The sequence below is a fragment of the Streptomyces sp. NPDC042371 genome, from assembly GCF_056437465.1.
In genome coordinates this window covers 232,336-254,621 of sequence record NZ_JBWKAP010000001.1, presented here as the reverse complement: position 1 = coordinate 254,621, position 22,286 = coordinate 232,336, and the positions used below count along the sequence as shown (strand labels likewise).

The 22,286-nt window shown below is 72.4% G+C and carries 18 protein-coding genes and 1 riboswitch; of the genes, 10 read left to right on the top strand and 8 right to left on the bottom strand.

Features of this window, described 5'->3' with window-relative positions:
* Positions 1–38: 38 nt before the first annotated feature.
* The gene (locus tag AC068B_RS01145) at positions 39–1,400 is read left to right on the top strand and encodes a DUF2252 domain-containing protein (RefSeq protein WP_478668161.1); all 1,362 of its coding nucleotides are present in this window, start codon (positions 39–41) and stop codon (positions 1,398–1,400) included.
* Positions 1,401–1,405: 5 nt separating this feature from the next.
* Here the strand turns inward: AC068B_RS01145 and AC068B_RS01140 are convergent, their stop codons facing one another.
* On the bottom strand, positions 1,406–2,191 hold the full coding sequence (locus AC068B_RS01140; RefSeq protein WP_478668159.1) for an alpha/beta hydrolase: 786 nt from the start codon (positions 2,189–2,191) through the stop codon (positions 1,406–1,408).
* 56 nt (positions 2,192–2,247) lie between these two features.
* On the opposite strand from AC068B_RS01140, the gene AC068B_RS01135 reads away from it, so the two are divergent.
* Positions 2,248–3,219, top strand: coding sequence for an asparaginase (locus AC068B_RS01135; RefSeq protein WP_478669198.1), 972 nt, complete (start codon positions 2,248–2,250; stop codon positions 3,217–3,219).
* Between the two features lie 3 nt (positions 3,220–3,222).
* Here AC068B_RS01135 and AC068B_RS01130 read toward each other — a convergent pair whose 3' ends face one another.
* Positions 3,223–4,353: an HAD family hydrolase gene (locus tag AC068B_RS01130; protein ID WP_478668158.1), complete on the bottom strand. Its 1,131-nt coding sequence runs from the start codon at positions 4,351–4,353 to the stop codon at positions 3,223–3,225.
* Between the two features lie 184 nt (positions 4,354–4,537).
* Here AC068B_RS01130 and AC068B_RS01125 point away from each other — a divergent pair, with 184 nt between their 5' ends.
* From AC068B_RS01125 to AC068B_RS01095, 7 genes are all read left to right on the top strand, one after another.
* Positions 4,538–5,398 (top strand): AraC family transcriptional regulator, encoded by an 861-nt coding sequence (locus AC068B_RS01125; protein ID WP_478668157.1) that lies wholly within the window; start codon positions 4,538–4,540, stop codon positions 5,396–5,398.
* Positions 5,399–5,402: 4 nt separating this feature from the next.
* Complete coding sequence (locus AC068B_RS01120) at positions 5,403–5,891, top strand: VOC family protein (protein ID WP_478668155.1); 489 nt, start codon at positions 5,403–5,405, stop codon at positions 5,889–5,891.
* A gap of 7 nt (positions 5,892–5,898) precedes the next feature.
* Positions 5,899–6,084: riboswitch (cobalamin riboswitch) on the top strand.
* 65 nt (positions 6,085–6,149) lie between these two features.
* Positions 6,150–7,199 carry an ABC transporter substrate-binding protein gene (locus tag AC068B_RS01115; RefSeq protein WP_478668154.1) on the top strand — a complete coding sequence of 350 codons (1,050 nt, stop codon included), beginning with the start codon at positions 6,150–6,152 and terminating at the stop codon, positions 7,197–7,199.
* A complete protein-coding gene (locus AC068B_RS01110; protein WP_478668152.1) occupies positions 7,196–8,275 on the top strand; it encodes a FecCD family ABC transporter permease in 1,080 nt (359 codons plus the stop codon). The genes AC068B_RS01115 and AC068B_RS01110 overlap by 4 nt, the downstream gene beginning before the upstream one ends.
* Positions 8,272–9,087 carry an ABC transporter ATP-binding protein gene (locus AC068B_RS01105; RefSeq protein ID WP_478668151.1) on the top strand — a complete coding sequence of 272 codons (816 nt, stop codon included), beginning with the start codon at positions 8,272–8,274 and terminating at the stop codon, positions 9,085–9,087. The genes AC068B_RS01110 and AC068B_RS01105 overlap by 4 nt, the downstream gene beginning before the upstream one ends.
* A 138-nt stretch (positions 9,088–9,225) precedes the next feature.
* Positions 9,226–10,026 (top strand): metallophosphoesterase, encoded by an 801-nt coding sequence (locus AC068B_RS01100; protein ID WP_478668150.1) that lies wholly within the window; start codon positions 9,226–9,228, stop codon positions 10,024–10,026.
* 107 nt (positions 10,027–10,133) lie between these two features.
* Positions 10,134–10,898 (top strand): hypothetical protein, encoded by a 765-nt coding sequence (locus AC068B_RS01095; protein WP_478669197.1) that lies wholly within the window; start codon positions 10,134–10,136, stop codon positions 10,896–10,898.
* Between the two features lie 36 nt (positions 10,899–10,934).
* On the opposite strand, the gene AC068B_RS01090 is transcribed toward AC068B_RS01095, so the two are convergent.
* From AC068B_RS01090 to AC068B_RS01065, 6 genes are all read right to left on the bottom strand, one after another.
* Positions 10,935–11,990, bottom strand: a complete 1,056-nt coding sequence (locus AC068B_RS01090) for a hypothetical protein (RefSeq protein ID WP_478668149.1) — start codon at positions 11,988–11,990, stop codon at positions 10,935–10,937.
* Positions 11,987–13,270, bottom strand: coding sequence for a CHAT domain-containing protein (locus AC068B_RS01085; RefSeq protein WP_478668147.1), 1,284 nt, complete (start codon positions 13,268–13,270; stop codon positions 11,987–11,989). The genes AC068B_RS01090 and AC068B_RS01085 overlap by 4 nt, the downstream gene beginning before the upstream one ends.
* Positions 13,271–13,274: 4 nt before the next feature.
* Positions 13,275–19,052 carry an FxSxx-COOH system tetratricopeptide repeat protein gene (gene fxsT, locus AC068B_RS01080; protein WP_478668145.1) on the bottom strand — a complete coding sequence of 1,926 codons (5,778 nt, stop codon included), beginning with the start codon at positions 19,050–19,052 and terminating at the stop codon, positions 13,275–13,277.
* 171 nt (positions 19,053–19,223) lie between these two features.
* Positions 19,224–19,733: a hypothetical protein gene (locus tag AC068B_RS01075; protein WP_478668144.1), complete on the bottom strand. Its 510-nt coding sequence runs from the start codon at positions 19,731–19,733 to the stop codon at positions 19,224–19,226.
* A 113-nt stretch (positions 19,734–19,846) separates the two neighbouring features.
* Positions 19,847–20,230 carry a PaaI family thioesterase gene (locus AC068B_RS01070; protein ID WP_478669195.1) on the bottom strand — a complete coding sequence of 128 codons (384 nt, stop codon included), beginning with the start codon at positions 20,228–20,230 and terminating at the stop codon, positions 19,847–19,849.
* A gap of 160 nt (positions 20,231–20,390) precedes the next feature.
* Positions 20,391–20,993, bottom strand: coding sequence for a TetR/AcrR family transcriptional regulator (locus tag AC068B_RS01065; protein WP_478668143.1), 603 nt, complete (start codon positions 20,991–20,993; stop codon positions 20,391–20,393).
* A 112-nt stretch (positions 20,994–21,105) separates the two neighbouring features.
* On the opposite strand from AC068B_RS01065, the gene AC068B_RS01060 reads away from it, so the two are divergent.
* The gene (locus tag AC068B_RS01060) at positions 21,106–22,275 is read left to right on the top strand and encodes an alpha/beta hydrolase family protein (protein WP_478668141.1); all 1,170 of its coding nucleotides are present in this window, start codon (positions 21,106–21,108) and stop codon (positions 22,273–22,275) included.
* The last annotated feature ends 11 nt before the right edge of the window (positions 22,276–22,286 follow it).

Below are 22,286 nucleotides of genomic sequence, written 5' to 3'. Positions count from 1 at the left end.
GGCCGATGTCCGCCACGAGCGCGAGAGGGGGAGCGAGCATGACGGCCCCGGAGATGCGCGCGACGACCCCGGAAGCACGCGCGCGTGCGGGCAGGGCGGCCCGCAAACGCGCCTCGCGCTCCTCCCACGGCGCCTGGATCCCCTCCGCCGACCGCCCGGACCCGGTGTCGGTCCTCGAACGCCAGGGCGCCGACCGGCTCCAGGACCTGCTGCCCGTCCGGTACGGCCGGATGTCCGCGTCCCCCTTCGCCTTCCTGCGCGGCGCCGCGGCCGTCATGGCGGGCGACCTCGCCGCCCAGCGGCACACCGGCCTCGGCGTGCAGCTCTGCGGTGACGCCCACCTCTCGAACTTCGGTCTGTTCGCGTCGCCCGAGCGTTCCCTGCTCTTCGACCTCGACGACTTCGACGAGACCTGCCCCGGCCCCTTCGAATGGGACGTCAAGCGGCTCGCCGCGAGCGCCGCCGTCGCCGCCCGCGAGAACGGGGCCACCGAGAACGCCGCCCGCGCCACGGCGCAGGACGCCGTGACCGCGTACCGCACCGGCATGCGGCGCCTGGCCGGTCTCGGGGAGCTCGCCGTCTGGTACGAGCACGTCGACGCGCACGACCTGCTCCCTCTCGTACGTTCCGCGGGCTCCCGCAAGCGCGCGGCGGCGCGCCTCGACCACGCCCGCGGACGCACGAGCCTGCACGCGCTCGGCAAGCTCACCGAGGTCGTGGACGGCGAGCGCCGCATCATCCACGACCCGCCGCTGCTCGAACCGGTGGGCGCCCCCGACACGGCCGCCCTGCGCAAGATCTTCGGCGACTACCGCTCCACGCTCGCCGAGGAGCGCCGCCTCCTCCTGGACCGCTACCGCTTCGTCGACGCGGCCCGCAAGGTGGTCGGCGTCGGCAGCGTCGGCACCCGGTGCTACGTCGTGCTGCTCGCCGGGCGCGACGCGGGCGACCCGCTCTTCCTGCAGATCAAGGAGGCGGTCAGATCGGTGGTCGAGGAGCATCTGACGACCGGGCCCTATCTGCACCCCGGGCACCGCGTGGTGGCGGGCCAGCGGCTGCTGCAGGCCGCGGGCGACATCTTCCTCGGCTGGATGACAGGACCCCGGGGCCGCGCCTTCTACTGGCGCCAACTGCGCGACATGAAGGGCTCGGTGAACCCCGCCGCCCTCTCCCCGGCCGAACTCCGCGCCTACGCACGCCTCTGCGGCACGGTCCTGGCCCGCGCGCACGCCCGCTCCGGCGACCGCATAGCGATAGCCGCCTATCTGGGCGGCTCCGACACCTTCGACCGCGCCGTGGCCGACTTCGCGCTGCGCTATGCGGCGCAGAACACGCGGGACCACGCGACGCTGGTGGCGGCGGTCGACTCGGGCGTGATCGCGGCGACACCGGGCGTATGACCGTCTTACCGGAGCTCGCCCCCGCTCTGCCCGAGCAGCGCGTCCACCACCCGCCGCCTGTCCTCCGCGTGGTCCCGCAGCCAGGCTCCCAACGCGTGGTCGGCGTCGGGCAGTTCGAGCCGCGTGAACCGTGACCCGGTGGTGAGCGCCTCGGCGACGGCGGCCGTCACCGCGGGCGGGATCACCGCGTCGGTGCCGGGCACCACGAGCACCGCACGGCCGCCGAAGCCGCGGTAGACGTCGAGCGCGGCCGAGTCCCGCCACCGGTCCGGCGTACGGATGATCTCGGTGAAGCGGCCGTCGCCGTCGCCGAAGGGGAGCGGCCAGGCCTCCGTCGCGTACACCGCGGGCGCGCAGAGCCCGACGGCCGTGACCCGCGCGCCGAAGTGCGCCACCAGGTCCGCCACGGTCTGCCCGCTCATGCTGAAGCCGACGAAGATCAGCTCGTCGGAGGCGGGCACCCGTTCCTCGACCACCGCGACCGCCTGTGCGCACCGCCGCCGCAGGCTCAACTCCCTCAGTTCGCCCGTGCTCTCGCCGTGCCCGGAGAAGTCGAGCGCCAGCGCCCGGCAGCCGCGTGCCGCGAAGTCGGCCTGGAGCGCGGCCAGCCGCGTCTTGCTGCCCGAGCCCGCGCCGTGCAGCAGCACGACCGTGGTCGCCGGGGCCCGCGCGGCATCGGGCAGCGTCTCGGCGCAGCTGAGCGTCTCGCCGTCGCAGGGGAAGGTGAAGGCGGCGGAGTCCTGAGCGGTGGTGAGGGAGTTCTGAGCGGTGGTGAGGGAGTTCTGAGTCATGCCGCTCATCCTCGGCCGGGCCGGGTGCGTGGGGGAAGATGGGGCGTATGGCGACCATGGCGACGACCGTGTCCGTGTTCACCCTCGGCGGGACCATCTCCGCGCGGGGCGGCGGCAGTTCGCCGCGGCTGACCGGCGCCGAGATCCTCGCGGCGGCCGGTGCCGTCCCGCCCGACGTCGAGGTCGAGGTCCACGACGTCCGCAGGCTGCCCAGCTCCTCCCTGACCGTCGAGGACGTGGCCGACCTCGCCGAGCGGGTCGACGCGGCGACGGCCCAGGGGCACGGCGTCGTGGTGGTGCAGGGCACCGACACCCTGGAGGAGACCGCCTTCCTCCTCGACCTCGCCTGCGCGCCCCGCACCCCCGTCGTCGTGACCGGGGCGATGCGGCGGCCCGACCTGCCGGGCGCCGACGGCCCCGCGAACCTGGCAGCGGCCCTCGCCGTCGCCGCCGACCCCGGCTGCGCGGGCATCGGCGTCGTCGTGGTCCTCGCCGACGAGATCCACGCGGCGCGGCACGTGCGGAAGACCCACACCACATCTGTCGCGGCCTTCGCGTCGCCGGGCGCGGGCCCGCTCGGCCGCGTCGTGGAGGGCAGGCCGCGGATCCTGCTCCGTCCCGCGGGACCACCTGCCGACCGCCCCCTGAACCTGCGCGGCGCCGCCCGCGTAGCCCTGGTCACGCTCACCCTCGGGGACCGCGGCGAACTCCTCGAAGCGGTCGACGCGCGCTTCGACGGCCTGGTCGTGGCGGCGTTCGGCGCGGGCCACGTCCCCACCTGGCTCGTCGACCCGCTGGCCGCGCTCGGCGCCCGCATGCCGGTCGTCCTCGCCTCCCGCACGGGCGCGGGCCCGCTGCTGAGCGAGACCTACCGGGGGCCGGGCTCGGAGCACGACATGCTCGGCCGCGGGCTGCTCTCCGCGGGGCCGCTGGACGCGCCGAAGGCCAGACTCCTGCTGCACGCCCTGCTGGCGGACGGCGCCGACCACACCCGAGTGGCCGACGCCTTCCGCGCGTTGGGGAGCTAGGCCCTAGCCGATCTGGTCGGGCGTGACCGTCAGCCACCGCTTGTCGGCGGTCACCTTCTGGCCGAGCTTCCGCTGCCGCTCCGCGTTCTTCTTCTTCATCCCGTCGAGCTGCTTCATGTACGAGTCCTTGCGGTTGACCCAGACCCGCACGCCGCCGTGCGCCACGTCCGCGGAGTGGAACAGCATCGGGCCGTCGCTGGCCGGGGTGTCACCGGCGGCGAGGATCGGCTTCTGCCACTCGTCGATGTAGGTGTTGATCGCCGCGGGCTTGCCCTCGTACCAGGTCAGCGGCGCCCACAGGTTCGGCGTCAGCTCGCGCTTCGCGAGCTTCGCGCGGTCCTTCTCGCCGAAGCGGCCCTCGGCGATCTCCTTGCGGGAGCTGGTGACCTCACCCGTCTTGCGGTCCTTGAGCTGCATGGCGACGCCGATGACGTTCTGCGGCTTCACGCCGTAGCCGTACTTCGGGTCGGCGAGGACCATGCGCACCAGATCCTCGCTGGCCGCGCTGACGACGTACACCTCGATGCCGTGCGCCTGCAGCGTCTTGTAGAGCTGCTGCATGCCGCGCGAGAACTCCGGCGGCTTCACCTCGGTCTTCGTCGGCTTGCCGCCCTCGAAGTACTCGGCGGGGATCGGCTTCTTGTACGCCAGGAGCTCGTCGACGTACCCCTTGAGCTCCTTCAGCGTGAAGCCGGAGAAGATCTGCGCGGCCCAGGGGTAACAGACCTGGTCGTCCACCTCGCACAGCCGGTTGTAGTAGCTGTAGAGGCTCTCCTTGTGCCCGGCCTTGTCCTTGAAGGGGATGATCTTCAGGGACGGGTCCATGGTCTTGCGGGTCAGGACGCCCTTCATCTCCAGGAAGGGGAGCAGCGACTCCTCGAGGTCGTTGCGGTACGTCGTGTTGTCCGCGTCGAAGACGGCGTACGCGCCCTTGTGGTCGTTCTTCGCGATGACCTTGCCGAGCTTCTTGGCGACCGGCTTCGGCCAGTGCGACAGCTCACGGGCGGTGGCCGCCGAGGTGTCGGCGGCGTTCGCCTCGTCCGTCGGCCACAGGGCGCTGCCCGCGAGAACGGCGGCGGCCAGCGCGCCCGTGGTGCCGATGACGGCCAGCTTGCTCTTTGCCCGTACTGCCATGTCTCTACGTCCCTGCCGTTCCCTGCGAGCGATGTGCGGCCCCGACCGGAGCGGCGCGCAATGCTATGGGGCGGCAGGGACATTTCCCATGATCGAAGTCACCGTGGCGCGGTGGCATGGGGCGGGTGAACAGGGGTAGCGGAGGGGTTCCGCGCATACTGGGCCCTCCGCGCATACTGGGTCCATGGACTCCCGTGAGTTCGTCCGCGCCGCCCCACGGCTCGACGGCATGGTCGTCTCCGCGGTCGGCTACCGCACCGCGGGGCAGCGGCCAGGGCTGCACCGGGGGCTCCCTTCGCCGTATCTGACGGTGATCTTCTCCCTGGACGGGACCATCGCCACCGGCAGCACCCCGGACCGGGCGACGGGACCGGACGCGACGCGCACCGACATCATCGTGGGCGGCCTGCACCAGAGCCCCGCGTACGTCGTCCAGCCCGAGCACGAGGCGGGCATCCAGCTCGCCGTGCATCCCCTCGCGGCCCGCGCCCTCCTCGGCCTGCCCGCTGCCGGGCTCACCGGGCAGCTCGTCGTCGGCGGCACGGACGTGCTCGGCGACCCGGCCGCGGAGATCCGCGAGCGGCTGTGCGAGCTGGACCGCTGGGAGGACCGCTTCGCCCTCCTGTCGGCCTATCTGAGGCGGCGCGCGGCCACGGACCGCGCCGCCGCATCCGTCCGCCCCGAGGTGGCGGAAGCCTGGGCGTGGCTGGCCAGGCACCGGGGCGCGGGCACCCTCGGCGGCCTCTCCCGGCACGTCGCGCTCAGCGAGCGCAGGCTGACCGCGCTGTTCCGCGCCGAGACGGGGCTCACCCCCAAGCAGGCCGCCCGCCTGATGCGCTTCCAGCACGCCAAGGCCACCGTGGCCCGCGCCGTCGCGGCGGGCGCCCCGCCGGACCTGGCCGGGGTCGCGGCCGACACCGGGTACTACGACCACTCCCACCTCGTACGCGACTTCCGGCAGTACACCGGCGAGACCCCCACCCGCTGGCTGGCCGAAGAGTGCCGGAATATCCAAGCCGGGGCGCACGGCCGGGGCGAAGAGTAGGGGCATGGACATCACCACGAACACCACGAACACCACGAACACCACGCAAGAACAGCAGCTCAGCACGCCCGCCCCGGCCGTCTGGCCGGGCCTCCAGGCCCAGGACGCCCCCGCCCTGATCGACTTCCTCGTCGGCACCGTCGGCTTCCTGCGCACCGCCGTCTACGAGGACGAGGGCCGTGTCGCCCACGCCCAGCTCGACTGGCCCGAGGGCGGTGGGGTCATGCTCGGCTCGTACGGCCCGGCCAACGAAGCGACCTGCGGCAGGCCCGGCACCGCGGGCGCCTATGTCGTCACCGACCACGTGGACGACCTGTACCGCAGGCTCGCCGAGGCAGGCGTGAAGGTCATCAGCGAGATCGAGGACAAGCCCTACGGAAGCCGTGAATTCGGCATCGAGGATCCGGAGGGCAACCGCTGGTCCTTCGGCACGTACCGGGGCGAGCCCAGGCCCGCGCCGACCACCGCGACGACGCCCGGGCCGACCGCGTGAAGTCGCGTGATAACTTGCGCAAGCCAGTCAAACCCACACCTGGGCCAGGGAATCCGGTGCGAATCCGGAGCTGACGCGCAGCGGTGAGGGGGACGGGCGGGGCCACGGCCACTGGGCGTCACAGGACGCCCGGGAAGGCGCCCCGCCCGGCCGATCCCCGAGTCCGAAGACCTGCTGGCGCCCTCCCCGCTCACCCGGCGGCGGAGGTCACGACGCAGGCCAGGCTCCGCGTATGAGCCGTGACACTCAAGGGATCACGTGTCCTCGACAGCCCGTATATCCGCCCTCCTCTGTGCCTGCCTGTTCGCGCTCACCGCGTGCGGCGGCTCCGCGCAGAAGACATCGCAGTCCGGGCAGAAGAGCACCGAGGGCTACCCGGTCACGGTCACCTCCTGCGGCAAGGACGCGAAGGTCGGGGCGCCCCCGCAGCGGGCCGTCTCCCTCGACCAGGGCTCCACGGAGATCCTGCTCTCCCTCGGCCTCGCCGACCGCATGGTGGGCACCGGCACCTGGACCGACCCGGTCCTGAAGAACCTGGCGAAGGACAACGCGAAGGTGGAGCGGCTCGCCGACCGCTACCCGTCCCTGGAGAAGGTCCTCTCCAAGGAGCCGGACTTCGTCAGCGCCTCCTTCCTCTACACGGTGGGCAAGGGCGGCGTCGCCGACCGCGCGAAGTTCGACGAGCTCGGCGTGCCCGTCTACGTCTCGCCCACCGACTGCGCGGGCAAGGACAACGACGGCGGTGGCGACGGCAAGCGCGTCAAGACCCTCACCATGGACACCGTCTACGGCGAGGTGCGCGACCTGGCGAAGGTCTTCCACGTCGAGAAGCGCGGCGAGAAGCTGATCGCCGACATGAAGCGGCGGGTCGGCAAGGCCACGAAGGACATCAATGCCGCCACCTCCGCCGCCTCCGGCACCAAGCTCATGTACTGGTTCGCCAACTCCGACGCCCCGTACATGGCGGGCTGCTGCGGCGCCCCCGGCATCATCACCCGCGAACTCGGCGCGAAGAACGTCTTCGACGACACCCACGAGGAATGGCCCCAGATCAACTGGGAGACCGTCGCCGACCGCGACCCCGACGTCCTCGTCATCGGCGACCTCACCCGCAAGTCGCAGTCCGCGGAGAGCGCCGCGGCGAAGATCAAGTTCCTGGAGTCCAACCCGGCGACCAAGAACCTCACGGCCGTGAAGAAGAAGCGGTACGTCCTGCTCAGCGGCCAGGCCATGAACCCCACGATCCGCACGGTCGACGGCATCGAGCAAGTGGCCGCCGGGCTGCGGAAGTTCGGACTCGTCAAGTGACGGAGGCCGCGCCGGACACGGGCACGGTCCCCGGCGCCGCCCCCGCCCCCGGCGCCGCCCCCGCCCGCGTGCGGCAGGGGCTGCTGTGGCTCGCCGGGGTCGCCGCGCTCCTCCTCTCCGTCTCCGTGGCCGTCACCATCGGCCCCGCGGAGATCTCCGTGTCCGACGTGTGGTCGACCGTCGCCGCCCACCTCGGCTGGGGCGAGAGCCCGCTCACCCCGATCAGGGACGGCATCGTCTGGAACCTGCGGATGCCACGCACCGTGCTCGCCGCCGTCTGCGGCGCGGGCCTCGCGGTCTGCGGTGCGGTCATGCAGTCCCTGCTCCGCAACCCCCTCGCCGACCCCTTCGTGCTCGGGGTGTCGTCCGGGGCTTCCACGGGAGCGGTCGCGGTCGTCGTCCTAGGGGTCGGCGGGGGAGTGGTGTCGGTCTCTGCGGGCGCCTTCGCGGGCGCCCTCTGCTCCTTCGCCCTCGTGCTGCTCCTGAGCCACACCCTCGGCGACACCACGGACCGGGTCGTGCTGTCCGGCGTCGCGGCCATGCAGCTCTTCTCCGCGCTGACGTCGTTCGTCGTCCTCACGGCGGGCGACGCGGAGACGACGCGCGGCGTGCTGTTCTGGCTCCTGGGCTCGCTCAGCGGGGTCGGCTGGACGGACGTGTGGCTGTGCGGCGCGGTGCTCGTGGCGGCGCTGGTCATCTGCCTCGGCCACGCCCGCACGCTGGACGCCTTCGCGTTCGGCCCGGAGGCCGCGGCGGCGCTCGGCGTCCGGGTGGCCCGCACCCGCCTCGTCCTGCTCTGCACGACGGCGCTGCTCACGGCGGCCCTGGTCAGCTCGGCGGGCGCCATCGGCTTCGTCGGCCTGGTCCTGCCGCACGCGGCCCGCGCGGTCGTCGGCTCCGGCCACGCCAGACTGCTCCCGGTCACGGCGCTCGCCGGGGCGGTCTTCCTGGTCTGGGTGGACACGCTGGCCCGCACGGCCCTAGACCCGCAGGAGGTCCCAGTCGGCGTGGTGACCTCACTCATCGGCGTACCGGCGTTCGTGGCGGTGCTGTACCGGACGCGGAGGACGACGTGACGACCTCTCCGAGCAACGCTCCGGGCCTGCGCGCCGACCGCGTCAGCAGGGAGGCGGGCGGTCGGCTCGTCGTCGACGGCGTGAGCCTCGCCCCGCCCGGCGGCGCCACCGTGGGGCTCCTCGGCCCCAACGGATCCGGCAAGTCCACGCTCCTGCGCATCCTCGCGGGCGTCCTCGCCCCGGCCTCCGGCGTGGTCACCCTGGACGGCCGCACCCTCCCCGACACGGGCCGCCGCGCGGTGGCCCGCCGGATCGCCGTGGTCGAGCAGCACGCCGCGACGCAGGTCGAACTCTCCGTACGGGACGTCGTACGCCTCGGCCGCATCCCGTACCGCCGCGCCTGGTCGACCCCCACGCCCCACGACGAGCGAGCCGTGCGCGAGGCCCTCGCGCGCACCGGCCTCGCCGAACGCGCCGCCCAGGCCTGGCACACCCTCTCCGGCGGCGAGCGCCAGCGCGTCCAGATCGCCCGCGCCCTGGCACAGGAACCCCGCGAGCTCCTCCTGGACGAGCCCACCAACCACCTGGACATCCAGCACCAGTTGGACCTGCTGTCCCTGGTGGCGGAGCTCCCCGTCACCAGCGTGATCGCCCTGCACGACCTCAACCTGGCAGCGATGTTCTGCGACCATCTGCTGATCCTCAAGGAGGGCGTGGCGTACGCGTCGGGCACCCCTGCCGAGGTCATCACGGAGAAGCTGATCGCGGAGGTGTACGGGGTGCGGGCGGTGGTGACACCGGGGGAAGGCGGCGACGGGCCGGGGAGCGGCCCGGTGGGCGGGCGGCCGTCGGTGCGGTTCCTGCGGGGCTGAGCGGCGGGACCAGGCCAGACGCGTACGAATGGCCCTTAACGGGGGCCTGCCGACGCCCATAGGTTCACCGAAGGACCCCAATACCTGGCCCTTGAGGAACCGCAAGCAGGAAGGCCCGCAGCGATGCCAGAGACACCGATGCCAGAGACACCGGCCGTGCCGACGACGTCACCGATATCGGTGATCGCGCACCTGAGCGACACCCACATCGACACTGGCACGGCGGACGGCGGCCGCAGCGTCGACCGCACCCGGGCCGTCATGGAGTACCTGAACGGCCTCCCGTACGACCTGGACGCCGTCATCGCCACCGGTGACATCGCCAACCACGCCACCCCGTCCGAGTACGAGGCGGCCCGCAAGCTTCTGACGACCCGTCACCCGCTGCTGACCTGCCCCGGCAACCACGACGAGCGCGCCGCGTTCCGCGAGCACCTGCTCGGCGAACCCCCGAACACGGCCCCGGTCAACACCGCACACGTCACGGACCGCTTCACCCTGGCCCTGTGCGACACCTCGGTGCCCGGCGAGGACCACGGGAGGCTGGCGGACGAGACCCTGGAGTGGCTGTCCGCCCTCCTCGCCGACACCCCGCCCGCACGCCCGGTCCTGATCGGCTTCCACCACCCGCCGGTCCCGCTGCACACGCCCTACGTGGACGGCATCCGCCAGCTCGACGAGCACCGCCTGGCCGACCTGACGGCACGCCACCCGAACGTCACGGCGTTCCTCGCGGGCCACGCCCACACCCCCGCGGCGACGACGTTCGCGGACCGCCCCCTCCTGGTGGCCCCCGGCGTGGTCTCCACGCTCCGCCTCCCCTGGGAAGCCCAGGCCCACCCGTCCCACCACGTCCACCACGACCTGCCCCCGGCCGTCGCCTTCCACGTCCTGGACGGCACGGGCCGCCTGACGACGCACTACCGCCCTGTCCCCTGATGCCCGATCGTGATCCACGGGTGCGCAACCCCGTATGGACTCCGGCTGTCTGAAAGGCGCCGGAGGAGGGCTCTCCGGTGCCTTTCAGTACAGAGATCGGAGATCAGGTGGGCAAGAAGGTCTGGAGAGCCGTCGTGGCCGGTGGCGCGGCGGCGGTGTTCACGGGCATGGCCGCGGTGCCGGCCGGGGCGGCCGAGGGCGGGGTCTCCTTCACCCGCGTCAAGGTGAACAGCGGCAAGCCGATCGTGATCGGGGTGTCCAAAGAGGTCGCGGTGCCCACCTCCTTCCGGATGACGACCACCCACAAGTGGAAGTGGCCTGCGGTGTTCCTGTACCGCGGCAATACGGGGGAGCGGCTGTGGCACGCCGTCGAGACGAGCGACTGCCACGAGGCGGGCCCGGGCGTCTGTGACTTCAACGAGACGATGTACTTCGACCCCAGCGTGTGGGACATGCGCAACAGCGAGGCCGGAGCCTGGAAGGTCGCGGCCGAGGTGTCCTTCAAGGGCGGCGGCGGTGACACGGACGACAAGGGCCTGACCGCCTACGTCAAGCGCAACTCCCGCCTGAGTGTGAACGCCGCGCCCGAGCCGGTGGCCAAGGGCAAGACCCTCACCGTGACCGGCAAGGTGACGCGGGCCAACTGGGAGACGAGGAAGTACGCCGCCTACGGAAGCCGCCTGGTGAGCCTGCAGTTCAAGCCCAGTGGAGCCACCTCGTACACCACGGTGAAGAAGGTGCACGCCAACGGCTCGGGCAGTCTCAGGACGACCGTGAAGGCGTCCAAGACGGGCGCGTGGCGCTGGGCGTACTACGGCAACACCACCACCGGACCGTCGACTTCGGCCGCGGACAACGTCGTGGTGCGGTGAGAACCCGCCCTGCCTTCTGAGGCGGGCCCGAGCCGGTCACCGCGAGAGGGCGGAGAGGCTGAGCAGGAGGTGCGCGGACTCGGGATGGTGGAAGTCCGAATGCGCCCCGGCAGGAAGCAGCCGACCCGCCCGCCCGCCGCGGAACCGCCACCCCGCGTCCACGTTGACGATGCGATGGTCGAGGACGTCCAGGGCGTACGGCTCCTCGACCGTGAGCAGGCGGGTGGAGTACTGCGGCACGGGCGCGGTGCCCACCCCGGAGTGGCCGATGCCGGGAGCCGCCTCCGCCCGCAGATGCCAGAAGCCGGTGGCGCGGTCCCAGCGGGAGTGGGTCAGGGTCAGCGGCCCGCGCAGCGGAGCGGCGGGGCGGCCGTCGCGCGGGAACAGCGCGGGAAACAGCTCGTCGAAGCTGTTGCGCGGCGCGGCCATCTGGAAGACGAGGGCGCTGTCCACCGTGAAGGGCCGCAGCGGGTCCGCGGCGCCGCTCCAGCCGAGCACCCGCGGCCCGCGGGGCGGCGAGGCGGCCCACTGCACCGCCTCGCACAGGAACCGCCCGCCGAAGGAGTGCCCGACCAGATGCAGGTACTGGCCGTGGCGGTTGGCCAGCACCTCGGGGTCGGCGGGATCGGCCCGCTTCTCGTCCAGATAGCCGAGCAGATGGCCGAGGACATGAGCGGCATGGCCGGTGCCCGGCGCGCTCATCGCGTGGGCACGGTCGCGGATGCGGCGGTAACCGGCCAGCGTCGGCAGGCTGGAGGACGGCCAGCAGACGACGACCACCCAGGGCCGGTATCCGTCGGCCAGTCCCGCGTACGCCTCGGGCCGGGCCGCGGCCAGCTCCTTGGCCTGCCGGAGCAGTCGGCCCGCGCTGCGGACGGCGCTGCCCGGCTCGGTCTGCCAGCCGTGCACGTAGACGTAGATGTCGGTCGCCCGGTCAGGGATGCGGAGCAGCCGGGCGAGGTGCTCGGAGAGCCGGTCCGGACGGACGGGGGCGTCGGAACCGGGCGCGCACAGCCGCCCCTTGTCGTCGAGGCGGACGACGGTCGTGGACACGGGTGCGCCCGCACGGGCCGCGGACCTCTTGGCCCTCACAGAGCCGTCTCCAGCCTGCTGTCGATGCCGCAGTACAGCGAGTAGGCCAGCGCCAGCGGATTGTGGAAGTCGTCGGCGTACTCGCGGGCGAGCGCCATCGCGATCTCTCCCGCCGTGCTGTCGCCGCCGAGATAGCGGTCCAGGAAGGCGAAGGCGTACTCGGAGGCGAAGAGCTGGGGTATTTCTATCTGCGGGCCGAGCACCCCGTCCGCCCCGAGGTTCACCAGGACCCCGCCGAGGTGCTTGAGTCCGGGCTCCGGCGCCGTCTGCCCGGTGTGGCAGGCGTTGAGCAGGACGAAGGGGTGGAAGACCGCGTCGGCGGAGCCCCGGTGCCGACGGCGTTTGCGCATGACCAGGTCGGCGTCTATGGGCCGGTCGTCGGAGAGCCGGACCGCCAGATGGGGATGGGGCGAACCGTTCTCGACGAACGCGCCGTGGCACCAGAAGTACATGACGTCGTCGTTCAGCAGGGGAGCGGCGAGATCGTCGAGCAGGGTCTCCGACTCGGTGCGCACGGTGAGTTGGGAACGCTCCTCCAGCAGCTTGCGGACGTCCGCGGCCCGGCCGACGTTGTCGAGCGTGGAGTCGGTGTTGAGGCTGGTCACGGGGAAGTGCTGGCCGACGGCGGAGGCGGGGGCTGCGGCCGGGTAGGCCGATGCGCCGGTCTGCTCGACCTGGTGCCGGTAGCCGAGGAAGCCGTGCCGCGGCTCGGCGTCGCCGGGCAGTTCCACGGCGAGCATCGGCCAGGGCAGGTGCAGGTCCGAGTCGAAGGTGATGCGCAGCCCTTCCTCGCCCGCGAGCACGTCCGTGAGGAAGGCCCGGAACGAGGAGATCTGCTCGTCCGTACCCGCGAGCAGCTCCTCCAGGAGGTGCTGCCCCTCGTCGGCGAGATCGTCCGTCAGCCGCCGCGAGGGCGCTGCGTGCGCGGACAGATTGACCACGTCGCTGAAGGGGTGGCCGTTCAGCGGCATGCCCTCCGCGTCGCACGGCTGGTGGTGCACCAGCCGGTCGCGCCAGACCGTGCGCAGCCGCGCCGCCTTCTGCAGCATGTCGCCCGCGGTGACGGTGAGGTACGCGTGCGGTGTCCCGTTCTTCGGGGTGCGTTGCCCGGGGGCGATGGCGGCGATGTGCAGGCGGTCGCCGTGCTGGCGGAGCATCACCACCAGGTCGAGGGGTTCCTTCGTACGGGCCGGGCTCTGAGGACGACGCTGACGCGGCGGAAGCGCAGTGAAGTCGAGCGAGGGATTCTGGATGACGTCCGCCACGAGCTCTTTGGACACCTGCTCAGTTCCTCCTGGGACCGGGGGCCTCACTGACAAGAGAAGGGGTGCCTGCCACGACGTCGATGCTGGTCTCCACGTCCTGGAGGACCACGCCGACATCGCGGTCGTACACGGTGAACCGCAGGCGGTGCGTGCCCGGTTCCGGCGCCGTGAACGCGAAGACCGCGGGTTCGTCCCCGGCCGAGTACTCCGCGAGGGGCGGCTCGACCGTGGCGCCCGAGCGGGCCGCGACGACCAGGAGGAGCGGGGGGAGCTCCGGTGCGTCGAGGGGGAGTTCGGGGTCGTCCAGGGGCAACTCCGAGGCGGTGGGCGTGCCGTGCCCGGACTGCTCGATGCGGACCTCGATGTGCACCGTCTCGCCCGCCCGCACCTCGTCGTCGAGGAGCCGCAGCCGCAGCGCCCACGTGGGCAGCAGCCCCGTCATGCGCCGACGCAGGTCGTGGGCCCGCGGATGGTCGGGCCCGAGCAGCCGCTCCACGTCGGCGAGGAGCCGCGCGCCGTCGGCGGAGGCACCCTGCACGTCGCCCGCCGCGGCCCGCGCGAAGACCGCTCCGGTGCGGCTGTCGAGGGTGGCGGGGTGCGCCTCGCCGAGGACCTGCTCCCGCCCGTGGGCCACCGCTTCGTACAGCGCCGCCGAACGATCGTGGTCCCCCGCCTCGCCGTACGCCTGCGCGAGCGCGTCGATGGCGGTGGGGTGCGTGCGGTCCTGCAGCCGCTTCCAGTACGTCGCCATGGTCGGCAGGGCGTCCCTGCCCCGCTCGTGGGCGGCGGCGACACCGGCCGCGGTGTCCGGGTGGCCGAGGCCCAGGATCCGGGAGCGGTCGGCGATGACGGCCTCGAAGAGGTCGATCGCACGGCGGCTGTCACCGGCCCGAAGCCAGGCGTAGGCCAGACGGTCGCGACAGGCGAGGGTCGTCGTGTGGTCGGCCCCGAACAGCCGGACGTGATCGGCGAGGAGCGCCTCGCTGAGGGCGATCACGTGTTCGGCGGAACGGACGGGCAGCGATGCCAGGGCGAGCGAGACGCGGGCGAACAGGGTGTGGCCGTGATCCGGACCCTGTACGCGTGACCGGTCGGCGGCGAGCTCCTGGTAGAGCCGCACGGCGCGGACATGGTCGCCCGCGCCGCGGCAGGTGTGGGCCAGTTCTGCCCGGCTGTTCAGGACCGCGGGGTGGTCGGGGCCCTGGATGCGGGTGCGGTCGGCGACCAGCGCCTCCAGATCCCGCAGCGCCGCGGTGTGCTGTCCGGCCAGTTGCCGTGCGTAGGCGAGGTCGTCGCGGCAGGACAACGTGTCGATGTGGTCCGGTCCCTGCACACGGGTGAGGTCCGCGAGCGCTGCCTCGTACACGGAGACGGCCCGTGAGTAGTACCCGGCCTGGCCGCAGGACCAGGCGAGCCACCGCCTGGTGCCGAGGGTGTCCGGATGATCGGGGCCGAGCACCCTGGCACGGTCCGCGGTCAGGGCTTCGTGCTGGGCGATGGCGGAGTCGTGGGCACCGGCGAAGCTGTGCGTATAGGCGAGGTTCTCGCGCCTGCCGAAGACGACGGGATCATCCGGACCGCGCAACCGGACGCTGTCGGTGACGAGCTCTTCGTAGAGGCGGACGGCGCGGGCGTGGTCGCCCGTGTCCCGGCAGGCGTAGGCCAGGTTGGCCCGGCTCGTCAGGGTCGCGGTGTGGTCGGGGCCCTGGATGCGGGTGCGGTCGGCGACGAGCGCCTCCATCTCCCGCAGCGCCACGAGGCGTTGCCCGGCCAGCTGGCGCGCGTAGCCGAGTTCGTTGCGGCAGGCCAGGGTGTCGAGGTGGTCCGGTCCGCAGACGCGTACGTAGTCGTCGAGGAGCGCCTCGTACAGGGGGATCGCACGCCGGTGGTCCCCGGCCGCGCGGACGGCGTCGGCCAGGTCCCCGCGTGTGTCGAGCACCACCGGATGTTCCTGACCGTGGATCACGGTGCGGTCGGCGACGAGCTCTTCGTAGAGGGACACCGCACGGTGGTGTTCCCCCGCGCACAGACAGATGTAAGCGGCGTTGGACCGGCTGATCAGCGTGGTCCTGTGGGACGGGCCGTAGATCCGGGTGCGGTCCGCTACGAGGGCGTCGATCTCCCGCAGGGCGTCGTGGTGCAGCCGCTCGGCCAGCCGGAGGCCCACCAGGAGTTCCCGGGTGAGGAGCGTGGCCGCGTGCTCCGGACCGTGCACGCGGTGCTGGTCGTCCCGTAGTTCTTCGTAGAGCCGCACGCCACGGGCGTGCTGCCGCGCCGCGCCGCAGGCACGGGCGAGCTCCCGGCGCCGGGTGAAGGTGGCGGGGTGGTCCGGGCCGTGCACCCGGACGCTGTCGGTGACGAGCTCTTCGCAGAGGCGGAGGGCGCGGGTGTGGTCGCCCGTGTCGCGGCAGGCGTGGGCCAGGTTGGCCCGGCTCGTCAGGGTCGCGGGGTGGTCGGGGCCCTGGATGCGGGTGCGGTCGGCGACCAGCGCCTCCATCTCCCGCACCGCCGCCGCGCCCCGCCCGGCCGACAAGTGCGCGAAGCCGAGGTCGTTGCGGCAGATCAGGGTGTTGAGGTGGTCCGGTCCGCAGACGCGTACGTAGTCGTCGAGGAGCTGCTCGTACAGGGCGATCGCACGCTGGTGGTCCCCGGTTCCCTTGACGGCGTCGGCCAGACTGCCGCGCGTGGCGAGCACGTCGTCGTGGTCCGCGCCCAGCACCGCGGTACGCTCCGCGACCACCTCCCCGAGCAGTTCGGCCGCCCGGCGGTGATCGCCCTCGACGTCCCAGGCGAGGGCGAGGGAGTAACGGGCCGTGAGGACCTCGGGGTGGTGCGGGCCGTGGATGCGGACGCGGTCCTCGACGAGTTCCTCGTACAGCTCGATGGCCCGCCGGTGCGCTTCCGCGTGGCGGCAGGTGAGGGCCAGCCAGCTCCGGATGTTCAGCACGTCGAGGTGGTCGGGACCGTACAGGCGGACGTGGTCCGCGAGCAGCTCCTCGAAGCCGCGCACAGCGCTCTCCCTGTCACCCGCGAGGTCGTGGGCGTAGGCGAGGTCGATGCGGGCGCCCAGGGTGTCGGGATGATCGGGCCCCTGGATGCGGGTGCGGTCCTGGAGGAGGGAGGCGAACTCCGCGACGGCGACGGGGTACTGCTGCGCCAGCCGCCGGACGATCGCCAGCTGCTCGCGGCTCGACAGGGTGGCGGGGTGCTCGGGGCCCAGCAGCTCGGTGGAGTCCGCGACGACGGGCTCGCACCAGGCGATGGCCCGTGCGTGGTCGCCCGCGGCGCGGTAGGCGTAGGCCACGTTCTCACGCGCCTTGAGCGTGGCCGGGTGCCGGGGACCCCGGGTCCGGGTGTGCCGCGACACCAGGGCCTGGAAGAGCCGGACGGCGCGGGCGTGCTCCCCGGCCGACGAACAGGTGAAGGCGAGGTCGTCCCGGCAGTCCAGGGTCGCCGGGTGGGACGGGCCCTGGACACGGACCCGGTCCGCCAGCACGGACTCGTAGAGGTCGATCGCCCGCCGGTGGTCCCCCATGGCCCGGCAGGCGAGCGCCAGGTCCTCGCGGCCGTCGAGCGTCGCGGGGTGGTCGGCGCCCTGGACGCGCGAGCGGTCCGTGACGAGGAGGCTCAGTTCCCGTACGGCGGCGGCCGGATCACCGGCGCTCTGGCGTGCGTACGCGAGATCGCCCCGGCTGTCGAAGGTGTCGGGGTGGTCGCTCCCCTGCAGCCGCGTGCGGTCCGCCACGATGGCCCCGAAACCGTCCACGGCCGCGCGGTGGTCCCTGGCCACCCGCTGGGCATGGGCCAGCCAGCCGCGGCTGGTCAGCGTGTCCGGGTGGTCGGGTCCCAGCACGCGGGTGCGGTCCGCGATCGCCGCCTCGTAGAGGGCTAGGGCGCGCCGGTGGTCGCCCGCGGCACGGCAGGCGTAGGCGAGGCTGTTGCGGCTGGTGAGCGTGGAGGGATCGTCGGCGCCGAAGAGCCGTGTCCGGTCGGCGACCACGGCCTCGTACTCCTGGACGGCGGCCTGGTGGGCTCCGGCCGTCTGGTGCGCGTAGGCGAGGCCGTCGCGGCTGCCGAGCGTGTCCCGGTGCTCCGGACCGAGGGCCCGGGCCCGGTCCGCCGCGACCGCCTCGAACTCCTGGACCGCCGACTGATGGTCACCCGCCTTCCGCAGCGCGTGCGCGTACGTGTGGCGGCTGGCCAGCGTGGTCGGGTGGTCGGGGCCGAACACCCGGCCGCGGTCGGCGATGAGCTCGCGGCAGAGCGCCACCGCCCGGTGCGGGTCGCCGTCCCTGCTCTGCGCGTCGGCGAGGGCGTCACGGCTGTCGAGGGTGTCCGGGTGGTCGTTCCCGTGCAGCAGGACGAGCCCGTCGACCACGGCCTCCAGCAGGGGGACGGCGAGGACCTTCTGGTCGCGCTCGACCAGTTCCCGCGCCGCCCGCTCGTACAGCCGGACGGTGGCTTCTTCGGGCTGTACGCCGACGGGGCGGGTGGCGGCCAACGCCTGGATGTGGGGCAGCAGTTCCTGCCAGCGGGCCTGCACCTCCCGCTCGGCGCGCGGTCCTTCGGGCAGCGCACGGGCCATGACGGCCTCGGCCCAAGCGCGGCCCGTCCGCGCGGCGGAACCCGCCGTCAGGTCGGGGGTGCGCAGCACGGTCTGCACGAGCCGGTGCACCGTGACGGTGTCCTCGGTGAGCGTGATCATGTTGTAGTCGGCGAGCAGCCGCAGCGCGGCGTCGACGCGGACGTCCGCGAGCGCGGCGAGCGCGTGGCGCGGCACCGCCTCGGGCGCGTACCAGGCCAGGGTGTGCAGCAGCGTGGCGGCCGACGGGTCGGTCCGGTCGACGGCGCGCAGGGTGGCCCGCCAGATGCGGGCGATCGTACGGGTGGCGTCGCCGGTCTCCGCGGTGGTGTCGAGCACCGTGGCGGGATCTTCCCGCAGGAGGGCGCGGTAGGCGGCGAAGGACGTACCGGTCTGTCGCAGATAGGCACCGGCCTGCGCCAGCGCCAGCGGTAAGTGCCCCAGCTCGACGGCCAGTTCGGCTGCCTGCCGCCGCTCTTCGGGCGTCGGCTCCCGCCGGTCGGCCTGGGACAGGGCAAGTCCGCACAGCAGGTTCACCGACGACTCGGAGGCCAGGACGTCGAGGGGGAGCGGCTGGGCGCTGGTGTGCCAGCCGTCGGCGCGGCGGCTGGTCACGAGCTGGTGCCCGTGGCCGTGCAGCCGTCCGAGGTAGGGATTCAGATCGGCGGGCGCCTCGGCGTTGTCGAAGACCAGGAGCCAGCCGCTGTGCGCCTGCAGCCACAGCAGGGCCCATTCCGTCTGCTGCTTCGGCAGGGCGGTGAGCGCCCAGCCGGGGTGGAGGAAGACGGCGAGGTCGGCGAGGGCGGCGTCCACCTGCTCGCGGCTGTCGGCGACGATCCACCAGATGACGGTGTAGTCGTGACGGTGCGTCAGTGCGTACCGCAGTGCGAGCGCGGTCTTTCCGACGCCGCCGAGCCCGTGCAGGGTCTGCGGCTGGGTGATGACGCCCTCGCCCGCGCCGAGCGCCCGCCGGATGCTCACCAGGTCGTCGGAGCGGCCGACGAAGACCTCGGTCGCACTCTGCGGCAGATTGTCCATCTCGTCCTGCGGCGCGATCGAGAGGGCGGCGGCCACGGCGTGGGGCGGGACTCCGGCGCGCTCCTCGGTGTGCGGGTTGCCGCTGACGTCGGTGGGCGCATGCGCGCGGCGCAGCTCCAGGACTTCCGACTCGGACTGCCCGGTGGCTTCCGAACGGTGTAGCCGCTCCGTGATCACCTCGGCCTCCCACCTGCGTTCACGCCCGCACTCGCGTGGGGGTGCGAATTCTGGGAGCCCCCCAACTGCCCTGCTCGGAATGGTAGTTCAGGTCACGGTGCACTGTCATGCGGACGGGGGCGGGCGCCGCATCACTGCCCGTACCCCGCCGTCACCACCCGCACTCCGCTGTCACTTGAACTCGGCCGTCCAGGTGCCGTTCTCGGCGGCGGGCGGGGTGAGGTCCATCTCGCCGTCCGCGCTGTCATAGGCGCCGGTGCCTCCGGTGACCACGCCCGTGACCAGGGCGTGGTCGTCCTTGGGGTCGCCCGACACCGCACGGGACGCCTGGAAGGCGACTTTCCCTTTGCCCTCGACCTCGATGATCCCGGAGCAGTACGCGGTGACCGCGCTGCCCCCGACCATCTCTTTGGCGCACGTCTCGAAGGCGCCGCCGACCTTCGTACCGGCGCGGTCCGTGACGGTGAACCGGGAGGCGATGACGGTGCCGTCCTTGCTGGCCGGGGGAGTGGAGGACGGATGCGGCAGTTCCTGCTTCAGATAGAGCGTAGGGATCGGCTCTTCCCCCTGCTTCTGCCCCTGCCTCTGCCCCTGCGTCGCCACGGCGGGCCCCATGGCGACGTAGGTGCAGGTGGTAGCAACGAGAGCGAGCCCTCCGGCCGCCGCCCAGACTCGAACCACCGACTCCTCCAAGGAACGCAACGGAACGTGAACTGATTCAGGAGGAATCAAAGTAACAACAGGGAGGTCAATGCCCGTAATTCGCGGCGCTTACCTTGCGTCGAATTCGATAATCAAGATGATACGACTTTGGCCGAAACTCGAATAAGCGTCTGCTGTCCATTAGCGACGAGTTTCCGCGTGCCGTCCTCCTGGACCCCGTGGACCTCCAACTGGCAGACGGTCAGGGTGCGTCCGGACTTCAGGACGGTGCCGACCGCCTCGATGTGGTCGCCGACGGCGGGTGCGAGAAGGTTGATCTTGTACTCGACGGTGAGGACGTCGCTGTCCTCGGGAAACAGCGTGTACGCCGCGTAGCCGCCCGCGCTGTCCGCGATGGCGCTGGTGGCACCGGCGTGGAAGTAGCCGTGCTGCTGGGTGACTTCGGGGCGGCCGGGGAGCGTGACGTGCACGCGGCCCGGGGCGATGTGGGATATGCGGGCGCCGAGGTGGCGCATCAGCCCCTGCCGGTCGAAGCTCGCCTGGATCCGCTTCCGCACCTCGGGATCGGCGTGCCCGCCCGGATTCCGACCGCCTTGATCCTGCCCGCCCTGATTCTGCTCTTCCACGTGCTCTCTCCCTCTCGGTGGACCGGCGCGGGCTCGTCGGTGAAACTCCCTAGCGGGCGGCGGCTTTCAGTGCTGCCTCGATCACGCGGGCGAGTCGGTCCAGGTACTCGTCGCCGCTGTCCCCCTCCGTGATGAGCAGGCGGAAGCCCAGTGGTGCCATCAGGAGGTCCGCGGCCATTTCCTGGTCCAGGAGGGCGGGGAGTTCGCCCCGGTCGATCGCGGCCTGCAGCATGGTGCGCGCCACCGCCCGGCGCGGTGCCGCCACGCCCGTGTGGATCACATCCGCGAGCGCGCTCGTGTGGCGGCTCTGCGCGAGCAGTCCGGGGCCGATGCCGCGCACCACCGGGTTGGTGAGCTGACTGCGGATGGTGCCGAGGAACTCGCGCAGATCGGTGTGCAGGGCTCCGGTGTCCGGAGTCGGCGGCAGCGCGCCCTTCACCGCCTCCCTGACCAGTTCGGCGAGCATCTCCTGCTTCGATGCCCAGCGTCGGTACAGCGCGGCCTTGCCCACGCCCGCGCGCCGGGCGACCGCCTCCATGGACATCCGCTCGTACCCGCTCTCCGCGAGTTCGGCGAAGGCCGCCTCGGTGATCGCCTCGGTCACCCGCTCCCGCAGGGCCGCGCCGCCGGTTGCCCTGCGTTCTGCTGCCATCCGCACAGCATAGATGAACGGAACGGGTGCGTTCCGTTCCACGGTGGGCTAGCATCGCCTCAGCGAATGGAACGGCACCGTTCCGTTCCGCTTCAAATGGGAGGCACTGACGATGAAATTCCTCTATGACAACGAGTCCTTCTCCTTCGAGGCGTTGAGGGCTGCCGGTTACGCCACGTACGGCGGCGCCGAGCTCGGCGAAGTCCTGGTGACCTGCCGCCTGATTCCGGACGGGGACGAAGAGGCATGGTCGGCCCAGTGGGCCGCGACGGCGGCGCGGGTCGAGCGCATCGGCCGGGACGCGCTGGCCGCAGGACATCGGGTGAGTGCGCGGGAGGCGCTGCTGCGGGCCTCGAACTACTACCGGACCGCCGACTTCTACCGGCGCGCGGACCCGGCGAACGACACCGAGTCCGCGCGACTGGCGAAGGCGTCCCGGCTGGCCTTCGCGGACGCCGCCGCCCTGCTCGACACCCCTGCCCGTGCCGTGCGCATCCCTTACGAGGACACCACCTTGCCGGGCTATCTGTTCCTCGCGGACGACTCGGGCGAGCCGCGCCCGACCGTGCTCTACCACGGCGGTTACGACTCCACCCTGGAAGAGGCCTACGTCGCGCTGGCCGCGGGAGCCCTGCGGCGGGGCTTCCACGTCCTGGCCTTCGACGGTCCCGGCCAGGGCAGCGCCGTGCGCGAGCAGGGCCTGCACTTCCGGCCGGACTGGGAGGCCGTGGTCACCCCGGTCGTCGATTTCGCGCTCGCCCTGCCCGAGGTGGACACGGACCGGCTCACGCTCATCGGCACCAGCCTCGGCGGGTACCTCGCCGCACGGGCGGTCGCCTTCGAGCACCGCATCGCGGCATGCGTACTGCACGACGGCGTGTACGACGTCCACCCCACGTTCGAGGCGGTCGCCCGGACCGCGGCCGGGACCCCCGGCGGCTGGGAAGCCGTGATGGCGCGGAGCGTCTCGGCGCGCTGGCTGGTCCGCAACGGCCTGTGGACCCTCGGGGTCTCCGACGCAGACGGACTCGTCGAGGCGTCCAAGGCCTACACCTTGGAGGGGCTCGCGGAGCGGATCACCTGCCCGATGCTCGTTCTTGAGGCGGAGAACGACCAGTTCTTCACCGGCCAGCCGCAGCGCGTCTTCGACGCGCTGACCTGCCCGAAGGAACTGATCGCCTTCCCCGAGGCGGAGGGCGGCGGCGAGCACTGCCACGAAGGCGCGGTCGCCCTGTGGCACCAGCGCACCTTCGACTGGCTGGACACGGTGTTCGCCACGTGAGCGGCCCTGTC

Excerpts from the sequence above, each read along its gene's own strand:
- AC068B_RS01145 (WP_478668161.1), top strand. The coding sequence starts at position 39 with ATGACGGCCCCGGAGATGCGCGCGACGACCCCGGAAGCACGCGCGCGT.
- AC068B_RS01140 (WP_478668159.1), bottom strand. The coding sequence starts at position 2,191 with ATGACTCAGAACTCCCTCACCACCGCTCAGAACTCCCTCACCACCGCT.
- AC068B_RS01135 (WP_478669198.1), top strand. The coding sequence starts at position 2,248 with ATGGCGACGACCGTGTCCGTGTTCACCCTCGGCGGGACCATCTCCGCG.
- AC068B_RS01130 (WP_478668158.1), bottom strand. The coding sequence starts at position 4,353 with ATGGCAGTACGGGCAAAGAGCAAGCTGGCCGTCATCGGCACCACGGGC.
- AC068B_RS01125 (WP_478668157.1), top strand. The coding sequence starts at position 4,538 with ATGGACTCCCGTGAGTTCGTCCGCGCCGCCCCACGGCTCGACGGCATG.
- AC068B_RS01120 (WP_478668155.1), top strand. The coding sequence starts at position 5,403 with ATGGACATCACCACGAACACCACGAACACCACGAACACCACGCAAGAA.
- AC068B_RS01100 (WP_478668150.1), top strand. The coding sequence starts at position 9,226 with ATGCCAGAGACACCGGCCGTGCCGACGACGTCACCGATATCGGTGATC.
- AC068B_RS01070 (WP_478669195.1), bottom strand. The coding sequence starts at position 20,230 with ATGCGCCACCTCGGCGCCCGCATATCCCACATCGCCCCGGGCCGCGTG.
- AC068B_RS01065 (WP_478668143.1), bottom strand. The coding sequence starts at position 20,993 with ATGGCAGCAGAACGCAGGGCAACCGGCGGCGCGGCCCTGCGGGAGCGG.
- AC068B_RS01060 (WP_478668141.1), top strand. The coding sequence starts at position 21,106 with ATGAAATTCCTCTATGACAACGAGTCCTTCTCCTTCGAGGCGTTGAGG.